The organism is Bacillus sp. FSL R7-0646 (genome assembly GCF_037969865.1).
In the GTDB taxonomy this organism is placed as follows: Bacteria; Bacillota; Bacilli; order Bacillales; family Bacillaceae; genus Bacillus; species Bacillus licheniformis.
Map to the genome: position 1 here is coordinate 2,816,748 of NZ_CP150217.1, position 13,491 is coordinate 2,830,238.

Genomic DNA, 13,491 nt, shown 5'->3' on the forward strand with positions numbered 1-13,491 from the left:
CAATGCATTAGGCATGGCTGTTTTGATAATCCGGTATATAAAGGATCTGTCCCTCTTTTAATTCCTCGTCAAGGGAAAGGGAATTCATCCGGATGAGCTGCTGGACGTTAATATCATAGCGCTCGCACAGAAGATCAATCGTATCATTTTGCTGAACGATGCACATCCTCATTCGAGTAAACTCCTCCTCTCCCTGCTTTGTAAACAGCTTTGTCAAATAGAGTGCGTTGTCGTTTTCCTTTGCTGACACTTCCTGTTCATCCGCTGCCTGCATTTCATCTCTTTCTTCTTCGGGCTCCGTCTGCTCATGAAACGAATATTCCGGGATTTCAATCGTATGCCCGGCTTCCTCTTCTTCATCAATCGCTTCTGCTTCCTGTGTCACCTCAACCTCAAAAGCCTCAGGCTCCCTGTCATTCTGGTCTTCCTTCAGAAGAGGAGGAACACTGTAGAACGGGTTCTCTTTCAGTTCCTCGTGAGGTTGATAAGAGCTGTGCGACAGCTCCGGCTCTTCTTCCGCTTCTTCTCTTTTCAGCTCATATTCTTCCGGTTCCTCTTCCACTTTCTCTCTTTTCAGCTTATATTCTTCCGGTTCCTCTTCCACTTTCTCTCTTTTCAGCTCATATTCTTCCGGTTCCTCTTCCACTTTCTCTCTTTTCAGCTCATATTCTTCCGGTTCCTCTTCCACTTTCTCTCTTTTCAGCTTATATTCTTCTTCCGGCTGTTCAAGAGAGGCTTCTTTTTGATTTTCTATTTCGCGCTTCGTACGCTCTGCCGCCGACAAAGACGCTGTAAAAAACGGTTTAGCTTCCTCTGTGTCGTTTCCGAGAAACGACTGGTAAATCGGAACCGTTTCCTCACCGGTATCATGTTCTTCCGCCTGTTCTTCGTCCTGCTCTTCGTAAGGTCTGTCAAGCTGGATCAAATATTCTTTCTCTTCACCCTGATCTTCGTCGTTTGAAGGTGATCTGTAGGCAGGTTCGAGCTCCTCTTCCGGATGGACGGCCGCAGGCATAGTGCGCGGTTCTTCTTCACCCGCTTCACCGCTCACATTCAAGAGGCCTTCAATCGCCAAATCAGCCTGAATCGTCAGCATCCTCGCATCTGTCAGCTGATAATCGAAAGCGTCAATAAAAACAAATACGTCGTTTAAATGATTGACTTTGTCTTTCGGGATGGTGATATCCACTGGGAAACAATGCGTCAGCTCTGCGCTGCCGTCCCCTTTCAGCTTTACATCTTCTACAAATCGGCTTGTCGCAGGCAGCTCTGCATACTCCCGGGTTTGATCTATGTTGTATTCGCCTGTCAGCTCTAATGACCCTCGTATGGATACATAATCATTTACTTCCTGAACAGTAATGTCAGGATCCAATGAAATCGATAATAATTCGGATACTTCCTGTCCTTTTTGAAAACAGATTGACTCTTCTACAGAAAATTGCAAACGATTGTTTTGCGGCAAACTGATATCCTCCCTTCACCTAATTTTTAAAATTAGATGTCAGTAAAGATGTATGTGAAAAGCAGGCAGAATATGAACAGAAAAATCAGCAGCCGTTTTCGGCACCATGCAAAAAAGAGCCGCCGGCAATGTCCGGCAGCCCTTTTCTTTATCTGGAGCGGCTGATTCTTTCGAATACGCGTTCAGCAGCTTTAATCGTATGCTCAATGTCGTCATCCGTATGAGCGGTTGACAAGAACAGCCCTTCAAACTGTGAAGGCGGCAGAAACACGCCTTCATCGGCCATTCCTTTATAATATTCGGCAAACAGTCCGAGGTCAGACTGTTTCGCTGTATCATAATTGATGACCGGTCCATTTGTGAAGAAAAAGCCGATCATAGACCCCGCCCTGTTGAATGTACACGGAATGCCATTTTTCTCTGCAGCTTCAGAAATTCCTTTTTCCAAGCGGTCAGCTTTGCGGGAGAATTCCCGGTAGGATTCAGGGGTCAGCTGTTTCAACGTTTCAAGTCCGGCTGTCATGGCAAGCGGGTTGCCGGACAGCGTCCCGGCCTGATAGATCGGACCGCTCGGCGCGATCTTCTCCATGATTTCCGCCTTTCCTCCATAAGCGCCGACAGGAAGACCGCCGCCGATCACTTTTCCGAGGCATGTCAAATCAGGCGTCACCCCGAAATAGCCTTGGGCACAGTTGTAATCCACCCTGAATCCTGTCATCACTTCATCAAATATCAGCAGGGCGCCATGCGTCTCAGTCAGCTCGCGAAGCCCTTCGAGGAACCCTTTAACCGGCGGTACGACGCCCATATTGCCAGCGACAGGTTCAACGATGACGCCTGCAATGTCATCTCCGAATTCTTGAAAGACAAGTTTCATGCTTTCCAGATCATTGTAAGGAACGGTAATCGTGTTTTTTGCAATGCTTTCCGGAACTCCGGGGCTGTCAGGGAGGCCGAGTGTCGCTACTCCCGAGCCCGCTTTAATCAGCAGGGAATCACCGTGTCCATGGTAGCAGCCTTCAAATTTTACGATTTTGTTACGGCCTGTGTATCCGCGCGCCAGCCGCAAGGCGCTCATCGTCGCCTCCGTACCGGAGCTCACCATCCGGACGATTTCTATGGAAGGAACGCGGTCGATGACAAGCTCGGCAAGCTCGGTTTCCAGTTCTGTCGGCGCACCGAAGCTTGTCCCGTGTTCTGCCGCCTTTTGAATCTCTTTCACCACTTTTTCATTGCTGTGGCCCAAAATAAGCGGTCCCCATGACAGGACATAATCGATGTATTCGTTTCCGTCAATATCATAGATTTTTGATCCTTTTCCCCGCCCCATAAAAATCGGGTCCATGTTGACTGATTTAAAGGCTCTGACCGGGCTGTTCACCCCGCCCGGCATGACTCGTTGCGCCTCTTCGAATGCCGCTTTAGACTTCTCATAGCTCCGCATCCTCTAAAACCCCCAGTTCAAATTCTTATTCCGAAATCCATTTTGCCGCGTCTTTTGCAAAGTACGTAATGATCAAATCGGCGCCAGCCCGCTTCATGCTTGTCAGCATTTCGAGAACAAGAGCTTTTTCTTCAATCCATCCGTTTTGGGCGGCGGCTTTGACCATAGCATACTCCCCGCTCACATTGTATCCGACAACAGGCAGGTTAAATTCGTTCTTCACTTCTCTGACGATATCAAGATATGAAAGCGTCGGCTTGACGATCAGAAAATCGGCGCCTTCTTCCACATCGGATTTTGCCTCCCGGAGAGCTTCCCTGCGGTTGGCATAATCCATTTGGTACGTCTTGCGGTCGCCAAACTGCGGACTGCTTCCCGCAGCATCGCGGAACGGTCCGTAAAAAGCGCTCGCATATTTTACAGCGTACGACATGATCGGCACATTTGTAAATCCTTCCTGATCAAGCGCTTCCCTGATAGCGGCAACGAAACCGTCCATCATGTTTGACGGCGCAATAATGTCAGCGCCTGCACGGGCTTGGCTGACAGCGGTTTTTGCCAAAAGAACAAGCGATTCGTCATTTAAAATTTCACCGTTTTCCACCAGGCCGCAGTGACCGTGGTCCGTGTACTCGCATAGGCACGTATCGGCGATAACGACAAGTTCAGGAAAGTCCTGTTTAATTTGTGCAATCGCTTTTTGGACGATGCCGTGATCGTGATAGGCTCCGCTTCCCACATCATCTTTGTGCTCAGGCACGCCGAAGACGATCACAGATTGAATGCCGAGGCTTGCGACTTCCTCCATCTCCTCTTTCAAACGGTCCAAAGACAGCTGGTACACGCCCGGCATAGAAGGAACTTCGCTTTTGACGTTCTCTTCCTCGGTAACAAATATCGGATAAATGAAATCAGATGCTCTTAACTCGGTTTCCCTTACTAATTTCCGCATACCTGCTGTCGTCCGCAGGCGGCGGTGTCTTTGAAATGATGCTTCCATTAGTCATTCTCCCTTTCTTGAAATGCGGCACATTTCGCGCAGCATTCCGTCGATTGTATAGACGTCCGGCATATATGATGGAATTCCGTAGTCCGACAGCGCCTTCTTTGTCAAAGGCCCGATCGTAATAAAAGCCGTCCGGTTCTTTTCGGCCCACGCTAAGCTCTCCTCTTTCAGAATGGACATGAATGTATGTACCGTCGAAGAACTGGTAAACGTCACAAAATCAAAAGACGCGTGCTTTGCTGCTTCCTTCAGGTCCAGAATTCCCCTTTCATCACGCACGGTTTCATACAAAATCCATTCCGAAACTTGAATTCCGAGAGGAGAGAGGGTTTTCTTGATGACGTCCCGGGATAAATTCCCTTTTAAAACGACCACTTTGTCATGACGTCCGGCATTTTGCTTAAGTGCCTCCGCCAAATGTTCAGCCACGTATAACTCCGGCATCAGATCGACAGAAAGACCCCTGTCGCGCAAATACCGGGCTGTTTTTTCACCGACTGCAGCAACCTTCGCCTCGGACGCGAGAGGAGCACTGGCCCCGGCGTCCTTTAAATAAGAAAAAAAGAATTTTGCCCCGTTCACGCTTGTAAAAACAAGCCAGTCCGCGCTTTCAAGATCCGCTTGAAAGCGCTGGGCCGCCTCTGGCGGAAGGGCGGGCCGAAACGAAATCAATGACGTTAAAACAGCTTCTCCGCCCAAAGCCTCCACCTTTTCCCTAAAGGATTGGGCTTGCGCTTTATTGCGGGTGACGAGCACTTTCTTTCCCTGTAGAGGAAGATCATGCTTCATGATCTTCCAGCTCCTGTTTCACCCGGTCAATCAGTGCCTTCGCTCCTTTTTCCGACATGACCGCCGCGCATTCTCTGCCGACAGCCCCCGGATCTTTTCCTTTTACGGTTTCTCTGTATACGGTTTTTCCGTCAGGCGATGCCACCAGACCGGTCAGTTCGATGACGCCGTCTTCGTCCATCTTTGCAAATCCTGCGATCGGCACTTGGCAGCCGCCTTCCATCGCATGAAGAAAAGCGCGCTCAGCCGTGACGGTCAGCTGTGTGTAGCGGTCGTTCAGGCGCGAAAAGAGAGACAGCAGCTCCTCATCAGAGCCTCTGCACTCGATCGCCAAAGCGCCTTGCCCAACGGCGGGAAGGCAGCTTTCCGGATCAAGAAATTCAGTGACGACATCGTCCTTCCACCCCATTCTTGACAGGCCGGCCGCAGCTAAAATAATCGCGTCGTAATCTTCGGTTTCAAGTTTTTTCAGCCTTGTATCGATATTTCCCCTGATCCACTTGATCTCAAGGTCGGGGCGCATTTGCAAAAGCTGTGCGCTTCTTCTGAGGCTGCTCGTTCCGACAACTGCGCCTTGTTTCAAGTCAGCCAGCTTTTGACGGCCTTTTGAAATGAGAACGTCCCTGGGGTCTTCCCGTTTTGGAATGCAGCCGACCATCAGCCCTTCAGGAAGCGCCGACGGCATGTCCTTCATGCTGTGAACGGCCATGTCAATCTCCCCGGAAAGCATCGCCTGTTCGATTTCTTTGACGAACAGGCCTTTCCCGCCGACCTTTGACAGCGTAACATCCAAAATCCGGTCGCCTTTTGTAACGATTTCTTTTATTTCAAACGTGAAATCCGGATTTAATTCCTCCAGCTTTTTGATCACCCATTTTGTCTGGGTCATCGCCAATTTGCTTCTTCTTGAGCCTACAATGATGTTTCTCATGTTTTCTTCCTCCCAATCCGTCACGGGCAACCGTTTTAACTAACTAAACCAATGAAACTGCGAAAAGCTGCCGAGCAAAAAGAAATTGATTAAAAGAACAAGAAAAGACGCGGCATTCCACATGGCCGCGATCCTTCCCTGCAGCTCTTTGACAATCCTGATAAATAAATAGTATCCGTATAAAAAAAGCAGCACGATCGATCCGAGCACTTTCGGATCGGCCCAATACAGGGTTTCAAGCGATACATACGACCAGATAATCCCCAGAATCAGGCTCAGCAGAAGCATGGGAACGCCGATGATATTGAGGACATAAGCCATATGATCAAGTTTTGACAAATCTTCGATTCTCAAGAGCCATTTCCCCCACTTCTTCTTTTTCAATAAGCGATACTGAAAAAGATACAGCACGGAAAAGACAAAGGACAATGAAAATGCTCCATACGAAAGAATCGCCATTGTAATGTGGATGATCAAGAGCTCGGACACGAGCCTGCCCGAAAGCTCCGCCGACTGCTGAGCCGTTGGAGTAAATGTGTGGATCGCCGCCATTGAGAAGCCGATGAGATTGGTGAAAAAAACGAGAAATTCCACTTTCAAAAGCTTCGTCAAAACGAGAGACAGCGTGACGAGCACCCACGCGTAAAAATAAAGCCCCTGCGCATTATTCAAAACAGGAAACTGATCTGTGTACTGCATGAAATAAAAAAGGTATACCGTCTGGAGAATCCAGACAATAGAAAGCAACCAGAAGGCCGCTTTTCCCGCCTTCCGGTTGTGCTGTAAAAAGTCTATAAAATAAAAGAGAACGGTGAACGCGTACAACACGATTGTAACTTCGTTAAGCCTTGCTAACAATGTGTCTGTCATGTCTGTCACTCGCTCGCGATAGAAGTCAAACCCTGCGGATTTTGCCGCTTAAACGCATGAACCGGCTGACGTTCGTCTTGTCTCTCACCGTCAGGAAAAGCCGCTTCTTCAATATCAAAAATCTGCGTGAACAGTGCAAGCTTTTCTTCGGCATCAGCTTCTGACGCAAACTCCTTCACTTTTAAAATCGGGTCGCGCAAAAGCTGGTTGATAATGCTTTTCGTATGCTTGTTTAAAAGTTTTTTCTCCCTTGTGCTCAAATGAGGGAGCTTCCGTTCGATGCTCTGCATCGTTTCCGCCTGGATCGTCAAGGCTTTTTCCCTGAGAGCCGAGATGACCGGCACGACGCCGAGCGTATTCAGCCATTGTTTAAAAGAAACGATCTCAGCTTCAATAATCAGCTCCACCTCTTCGGCAACGGCCTGGCGTTCCTTCAAATTTTCTTCGACGATCCCTTCAAGATCGTCAATATCGTACAGGAAGACGCCTTCCACTTCGCTGAGAGCCGGGTCAAGATCCCGCGGCACGGCAATGTCCACCATAAAAAGCGGACAGCCTTTGCGAAGCTTATTGACATGTTCGATCATCTCTTTTGTGACGACATAGCCGCTGGCGCCGGTCGAACTGATGAGAATATCGGCTTCCATCAAAGCGCATTGCAGCTCATTCAAGCTTTTCGCCGCGCCTGAAAAACGGCCGGCAAGCTCCTTCGCTTTTGAAAATGTTCTGTTGATCACCGTAACCTGTCCGATTCCGTGGCCGTGCAGGTTTTGAACCGCAAGCTCACCCATTTTGCCCGCCCCGAGAATCAGCACGTGTTTATCGGAAAGGTCGCCGAAGATTTTCCTGGCAAGCTCGACGGCGGCATAGCTGACGGATACAGCATTTGAAGCAATGTCCGTTTCGGCATGGCAGCGCTTTGCGACCGTGACCGCCTGCTTAAACAAATAGTTGAAAACGGTACCAATTGTCTTCTCTTCCTGAGCCAGCTTAAAACTTGTACGCACTTGGCCCAAAATCTGCGTTTCTCCAATAACCATCGAATCCAATCCGCACGATACGCGGAACAGGTGTTCAACGGCCCCGTCGTTTTCATAAAACTTCAAGTAAGGCGAAATGTCCTCTTTGCTTAATCCGAACCAGTTCGCCAAAAACATTTTCATATAATAACGTCCGGTGTGCAGCTGATCAACGACTGCATACAGCTCTGTCCGGTTGCATGTCGACACGATGATGTTCTCAAGTATGCTTTTTTCTTCTTTCAATTGCGCCATCGCCTGCCCCAGCTCATCCGGCTGAAAGGTTAACTTTTCACGTATATCAACAGGGGCTGATTTGTAATCCAATCCCACGACAAGTATATGCATAACTCTTGCTTGCACCCCCAACATCTATCTAAATTAGAATGATTATAATATAGAATTTATTATTCAAAACGATTATAACATATATTCACTATTTTCTCTTCCCAAAATGTGAACAGATTTTAAAAAATTGATGTGATATAGTAGAAAATGTGTTTCTATTTCTTTCACTACATCAAGAAGGTGATACTTTGAAAAAGAAATCTGTTTTGCTTCCATTGCTGTTGATAGCCGTTGCTGTCTACGCCTTTTTGCGGTCGGGCCGGATCAGCCTGTTTGACGGCCAGGAAGAATGGTCTGTACTTGCAGGTCTCGTCGGACTGGCTCTTTTTTATCAGGGACAGAAGGAAGCCGATTCCGCCCATTCCTTTGCAGGGCTCTTAATGACAGCGATCGGCGTTTATTTCACATTTAAAGAGGACTATTTCAGCCGCGCGGATGATTTTGCGGTCATCGTGCTGATCTTCGGTGCGGCGCTGCTTGTCAAATCGTTTAAGACAAAAGAATATCAATATGAAAGTCTGCTGATGATCGCGGTCGCCCTCTATCTTTACTTTTTCCGGCAAATTGCCGCCTGGCTGAAGTCGGTGAATATCGAGACGGCATATGTAGAAGCTTATTGGCCGGCCGCTTTTATCGCGGTTAGTCTGCTCTTATTATTCTTAAAAAGAAAATAGTTTATTCAAGAAAAAGCACTTGCATCAATCCCGCAAGTGCTTTTTCTTTTATCTCGCGATCATTTGCTCGATCGCCGACCATGCTTCTTGTTTACCCTTTTTCGTTTCGGAGGAAAACAATATGAGCCGGTCTTCTTTTTCTATATTAAGCGTCTCTTTGACGACTTTGGCATGCTTTTCCCATTTGCCTTTAGGGATTTTATCCGCTTTTGTCGCAATCACGATCACAGGAATTTCATAATGCTTTAAAAAGTCGTACATCATCACATCATCCTGTGAAGGAGCATGCCTGAGGTCGACGATTTGAACGACCGCTTTCAGTTCTTCGCGGGATGTCAAATACGTCTCTATCATACGGCCCCAAGCCTCGCGCTCCGTTTTGGAGACTTTTGCAAATCCGTAGCCGGGCACATCGACAAAGTGAAGGACATCGTTAATGATATAAAAGTTTAATGTCTGTGTTTTGCCCGGTTTTGAAGATGTCCTCGCTAAGTTTTTACGGTTGATCATTGTATTGATGAATGACGATTTTCCGACATTAGATCTCCCTGCAAGGGCGATTTCCGGCAGTCCCCCTTCAGGGTACTGCTCGGGTTTCACCGCACTGATGACAATCTCTGATTTCGTTACTTTCATTTCTCTTCTCCTACTAGCGCATGCTTTAGAACTTCGTCCAGGTGAGCGACGGGAATGAAGGTCAAGCCTTCCCGCACGCTGTTTGGAATGTCCTCAATGTCTTTTTCATTATCTTTCGGCATAATGACAGTCTTTAAGCCGGCACGGTGTGCGCCGAGCGCCTTTTCCTTCAAGCCGCCGATCGGAAGAACGCGGCCTCTTAACGTGATTTCGCCGGTCATGCCGACATTTCGCGAAACAGGTCGGCCCGTCAGCGCCGAGACAAGAGCCGTCGCCATTGTGATCCCCGCGGATGGGCCGTCCTTCGGAACGGCTCCTTCCGGCACGTGAATGTGAATATCGTGTTTTTCGTGAAAATCAGGGCTGATGTTCAACTCTTCCGCCTTTGAACGGACATAGCTGAATGCGGCCTGCGCCGACTCTCTCATGACATCGCCGAGCTTTCCGGTCAAAATGAGCTTGCCTTTCCCGGGGGAAAGAGACACTTCGATGGACAGCGTATCACCGCCGACCGTCGTGTAGGCAAGACCTGTGACAACGCCGATCTGATCGTCGAGCTCAGCCTGTCCGTACCTGAACATTCTTTTTCCTAAATAGTCTTCAAGGTTTTTGTCTGTGACCGTAATTCTTTTTCTTTCCCCTGATACGATCAGCTTCGCCGCTTTTCTGCATATCGCTGCGATTTGGCGTTCAAGATTTCTGACGCCGGCTTCCCTCGTATAATAGCGAATGACGTCCAGGACAGCCTGCTCCCGTATTTGCAGATTGGATTTTTTCAAACCGTGTTCTTTCAGCTGTTTTGGAAGCAGATGGTCTTTGACGATTTCGACCTTTTCCACTTCCGTATAGCCGGCGATCGTGATGATCTCCATGCGGTCTCTGAGCGGGCCGGGGATTGTGGCCAGGTTGTTCGCGGTTGCGATAAACAAAACCTTTGATAAGTCAAATGTCTCTTCAATATAATGGTCGCTGAACGTATGGTTTTGTTCAGGATCGAGCACTTCCAGCATCGCTGAAGCGGGATCTCCCCTGAAATCCGACGCCATTTTGTCAATCTCGTCCAAAAGGAATACGGGATTGTTCTTGCCTGCTTTTTTCATCCCCTGAATGATGCGGCCCGGCATGGCGCCTACATATGTGCGGCGGTGACCGCGGATTTCAGATTCATCCCTCACGCCGCCAAGGGAAATGCGGACGAATTTGCGTCCGAGCGATTTGGCGATCGATTTCGCCAGAGAGGTTTTTCCAACACCCGGAGGGCCGGCCAAGCATAAGATCGGTCCTTTTAACGAGCGGGTCAGCTTCTGGACAGCCAAATATTCGAGAACCCGCTCCTTCACTTTTTCAAGGCCGTGGTGTTCTTCATCGAGAATTTGACTGGCGAGCTTTAAATCCAGCCTGTCTTCTGTTGCATCGTTCCATGGGAGAGAAATAAGCCATTCGATATAATTGCGGATGACAGAGCTTTCAGCTGAGCTGGACGGAATTTTTTCGTACCGGTTCAGCTCTTTAAGCGCGGTTTCTTTCACATTGTCAGGCATTCCTGCCTGTTCGATTTTTTCGGTCAGCTTTTGGACCTCGCCCGTTTTTCCTTCTTTATCGCCAAGTTCTTTTTGGATGGCTTTCATCTGCTCGCGCAGGTAATACTCCTTTTGTGTTCTTTCCATTGAACGCTTGACGCGCTGCCCGATCTTCTTTTCAATCTCAAGGACTTCTTTTTCATTGTGAATCAGGTCGATTACTTTGTTCAATCTGGCTTTGACATCGATCGTTTCCAGCACTTCCTGCTTGTCTTTCAGCTTGAGCGGGAGGTGGGAGGCGACAATATCGGCCATTCTTCCCGGCTCTTCAATATCTGTCACAGCGGCAAATGTTTCCGCCGATATTTTTTTCGAAATCTTTATGTATTGATCGAAGTGGTCAAGCAATGTGCGCATGAGTGCTTCATCTTCAACATCTTTTTCAGTCTCTTCATCGATTCGCTCGATTTTTACAGACGTATATTCATCTAAGTCATGGTACTCAAGAATGCGGGCGCGCTGCAACCCCTCCACCAAAACGCGGATTGTTCCGTTCGGCAGCTTGAGCATCTGCTTGATTTTCGTATAGGTTCCGAATGTAAAAATCTCGTCTTCATCCGGTTCGTCTATGGATATGTCCTTTTGCGTTGCCAAAAAGATCATATGATCATTCATCATCGCCTGTTCAAGTGCCTGAACCGACTTTTCACGCCCGACGTCAAGGTGCAAAACCATCGTCGGATAGACGAGTAAACCTCTTAAAGGGAGGAGCGGGATGTTTCGTTTCGTTTCATCTGCCATTTTGACTGACACCTCCGTAACTTTAGTATGAACCATTATAATATACTTTTTTTATTCCTGTACAATTGTAAGCCCGGCGAAATAAAAAGGGTCTCCTGTAGTATACCCTTTCTTTCAGTTCTGAAAAAGGAAAAGATGTCCTCCGCTAAGAAAACATGCCGGCTCCCGGCTTCGGAGAAACCGCCCCGAAAAAAATCCCCATCTGAAACGATGGGGATTTAAACGGATTCTCTTTTCATTTGAACGCCGTCGGGCATTTCTGAAGGAGGGTTGACCAATACGAGGTCGAGTACTTCCTGCAAGGTTTTGACGGGAACGATATGTATGCCTTCTATCCGCTTTAAAATCGACTGAACATTTTCGTGCGGAATAATGACTGTTTTTGCCCCCGCATGCTTGGCCGCTTTGATTTTCGGAATCACGCCGCCGATCGGCTTTACCCGGCCGTTCAGGCTGATTTCACCCGTCATGGCGACAGTATGGTCTATCGGAATCTTATGAATAGCGGAGAATATGCCCGCCGCCATTGCAATCCCTGCAGATGGTCCGTCAACCGGGATACCGCCGGGGAAATTCACGTGAATATCATAATCCGAAGCTTTGACTCCCATTGTCCGCAATACAGTCATGACGTTTTCGACCGATCCTTTCGCCATGCTTTTCCGGCGGATCGATTTTGACTGGTTGCCGATATTCTCTTCTTCTGCAATGCCTGTGATATTAATCGATCCTTTATCAGCCGCCTGATTGACTGTGACCTCAATTTCGAGCAGCGAACCGCTGTTAGGCCCGTGGACGGCAAGTCCGTTGACGATGCCGACCTGCGGTTTAGAGGCGATTTTTTGTTCGTATTTCGGTGTCAGCTGGCTCGAATGGATCACCCATTCGATATCTTCAACCGTCACCTCGTCGCGCTCTTCAGTCAAAGCCATTCCGGCGGCGATTTGCATCATATTGACGACTTCGCGGCCGTTTCTCGCATACCGCGTCAACAGGTCGAGTCCTTCCTCTGCGACTTTCTTTTGAATCTTATCTGCCGCTTTTTTGGCGACCGTTTTTAATTCGTGCTTTTCAAGGTCGCGGAAGAACACTTCCAAACATCTCGACCGAATGGCAGGCGGGATTTCATCAGGCATCCTTGTCGTCGCGCCGATCAGTCTGAAATCCGCCGGCAGCCCGTTTTGAAAAATGTCGTGAATATGCTTGGGGATTTGCGTGTTTTCTTCACTGTAATAGGCGCTTTCCAAAAAAACTTTCCGATCTTCGAGCACCTTCAGCATTTTATTCATTTGAATCGGATGAAGCTCTCCGATTTCATCGATGAATAATACTCCACCGTGTGCATGCGTGACGGCTCCCTGCTTTGGCTGGGGAATTCCGGCCTGCCCCATCGCTCCGGCGCCCTGATAAATCGGATCGTGGACCGAACCGATCAACGGGTCGGCGATTCCCCGCTCGTCGAAACGGGCCGTTGTCGCGTCAAGCTCGACAAAGGCGGAATGTTCCTGGAACGGTGAGCGCTTGTTCTTTTTCGCTTCTTCAAGGACAAGCCTTGCAGCTGCCGTTTTTCCCACACCTGGAGGGCCGTAAATAATGACATGCTGCGGATTCGGTCCGCAAAGGGCGGCTTTCAGGGCTTTAATGCCGTCCTCCTGGCCGACGATGTCTTTAAAAGCCGTCGGCCTCACCTTTTCCGATAAAGGTTCTGATAAATGGATTGATCTCATTTTCCGGAGCTGTTCCATCTCTTTTTTGGACTCTCTGTCTATCGTAACCTTTTGGGTTCTTTGATTTTTGAGCAAATTCCAAAAATATAATCCGATGATGATCCCGAAAAATAGTTGTACAAAAAGTGCAATGCTCGTCCAGCTCAACTGATGGTCCCTCCTGAAATGGTTTCGTATCTTTAGTATGTCAGATAGTATTTCCTGATCAGGGAGGGAATAAACGTACAGAAAGGGATTATTTTGCTTTTGAAGCCGTCACTC

11 protein-coding genes are annotated in these 13,491 nt (G+C 48.3%); 1 reads left to right on the forward strand and 10 read right to left on the reverse strand.

The annotated features are described in order from the left end of the window. Positions 1-7: 7 nt before the first annotated feature. The 7 genes from MKY62_RS14670 to hemA form a co-directional block, all read right to left on the reverse strand. The gene (locus MKY62_RS14670; protein WP_063906779.1) at positions 8-1,465 is read right to left on the reverse strand and encodes a LysM peptidoglycan-binding domain-containing protein; all 1,458 of its coding nucleotides are present in this window, start codon (positions 1,463-1,465) and stop codon (positions 8-10) included. Positions 1,466-1,613: 148 nt separating this feature from the next. Then, a complete protein-coding gene (gene hemL, locus MKY62_RS14675) occupies positions 1,614-2,909 on the reverse strand; it encodes a glutamate-1-semialdehyde 2,1-aminomutase (RefSeq protein WP_003184061.1) in 1,296 nt (431 codons plus the stop codon). Between the two features lie 25 nt (positions 2,910-2,934). Further along, positions 2,935-3,909 (reverse strand): porphobilinogen synthase, encoded by a 975-nt coding sequence (gene hemB, locus MKY62_RS14680; RefSeq protein ID WP_003184063.1) that lies wholly within the window; start codon positions 3,907-3,909, stop codon positions 2,935-2,937. 3 nt (positions 3,910-3,912) lie between these two features. Beyond that, positions 3,913-4,704 carry a uroporphyrinogen-III synthase gene (locus MKY62_RS14685; protein WP_003184065.1) on the reverse strand — a complete coding sequence of 264 codons (792 nt, stop codon included), beginning with the start codon at positions 4,702-4,704 and terminating at the stop codon, positions 3,913-3,915. Then, a complete protein-coding gene (gene hemC, locus MKY62_RS14690) occupies positions 4,694-5,635 on the reverse strand; it encodes a hydroxymethylbilane synthase (RefSeq protein ID WP_003184068.1) in 942 nt (313 codons plus the stop codon). The genes MKY62_RS14685 and hemC overlap by 11 nt, the downstream gene beginning before the upstream one ends. 39 nt (positions 5,636-5,674) lie before the next feature. Beyond that, positions 5,675-6,505: a cytochrome c biogenesis protein gene (locus MKY62_RS14695; RefSeq protein ID WP_011198166.1), complete on the reverse strand. Its 831-nt coding sequence runs from the start codon at positions 6,503-6,505 to the stop codon at positions 5,675-5,677. A 5-nt stretch (positions 6,506-6,510) separates the two neighbouring features. Beyond that, the gene (gene hemA / locus MKY62_RS14700) at positions 6,511-7,872 is read right to left on the reverse strand and encodes a glutamyl-tRNA reductase (protein WP_009329306.1); all 1,362 of its coding nucleotides are present in this window, start codon (positions 7,870-7,872) and stop codon (positions 6,511-6,513) included. A gap of 188 nt (positions 7,873-8,060) precedes the next feature. Here hemA and MKY62_RS14705 point away from each other — a divergent pair, with 188 nt between their 5' ends. Further along, a complete protein-coding gene (locus tag MKY62_RS14705; protein WP_003184074.1) occupies positions 8,061-8,546 on the forward strand; it encodes a hypothetical protein in 486 nt (161 codons plus the stop codon). 48 nt (positions 8,547-8,594) lie between these two features. Here the strand turns inward: MKY62_RS14705 and yihA are convergent, their stop codons facing one another. The 3 genes from yihA to lonB form a co-directional block, all read right to left on the reverse strand. Next, the gene (gene yihA, locus MKY62_RS14710) at positions 8,595-9,182 is read right to left on the reverse strand and encodes a ribosome biogenesis GTP-binding protein YihA/YsxC (RefSeq protein WP_003184076.1); all 588 of its coding nucleotides are present in this window, start codon (positions 9,180-9,182) and stop codon (positions 8,595-8,597) included. After that, positions 9,179-11,503, reverse strand: coding sequence for an endopeptidase La (gene lon, locus MKY62_RS14715; protein ID WP_009329308.1), 2,325 nt, complete (start codon positions 11,501-11,503; stop codon positions 9,179-9,181). Before lon ends, yihA begins: the two co-directional genes overlap by 4 nt. 218 nt (positions 11,504-11,721) lie before the next feature. Then, entirely contained in the window at positions 11,722-13,377 is a 1,656-nt protein-coding gene (gene lonB, locus MKY62_RS14720; protein WP_003184080.1) for an ATP-dependent protease LonB, read from the reverse strand. Positions 13,378-13,491 lie beyond the last annotated feature (114 nt).

What these genes read in the sequence shown, in the direction of transcription:
- lon (WP_009329308.1), bottom strand. Translation starts at nt 11,503, where the DNA reads ATGGCAGATGAAACGAAACGAAACATCCCGCTCCTCCCTTTAAGAGGT.
- MKY62_RS14685 (WP_003184065.1), bottom strand. Translation starts at nt 4,704, where the DNA reads ATGAAGCATGATCTTCCTCTACAGGGAAAGAAAGTGCTCGTCACCCGC.
- MKY62_RS14695 (WP_011198166.1), bottom strand. Translation starts at nt 6,505, where the DNA reads ATGACAGACACATTGTTAGCAAGGCTTAACGAAGTTACAATCGTGTTG.
- hemC (WP_003184068.1), bottom strand. Translation starts at nt 5,635, where the DNA reads ATGAGAAACATCATTGTAGGCTCAAGAAGAAGCAAATTGGCGATGACC.
- yihA (WP_003184076.1), bottom strand. Translation starts at nt 9,182, where the DNA reads ATGAAAGTAACGAAATCAGAGATTGTCATCAGTGCGGTGAAACCCGAG.
- hemB (WP_003184063.1), bottom strand. Translation starts at nt 3,909, where the DNA reads ATGGAAGCATCATTTCAAAGACACCGCCGCCTGCGGACGACAGCAGGT.
- hemA (WP_009329306.1), bottom strand. Translation starts at nt 7,872, where the DNA reads ATGCATATACTTGTCGTGGGATTGGATTACAAATCAGCCCCTGTTGAT.
- hemL (WP_003184061.1), bottom strand. Translation starts at nt 2,909, where the DNA reads ATGCGGAGCTATGAGAAGTCTAAAGCGGCATTCGAAGAGGCGCAACGA.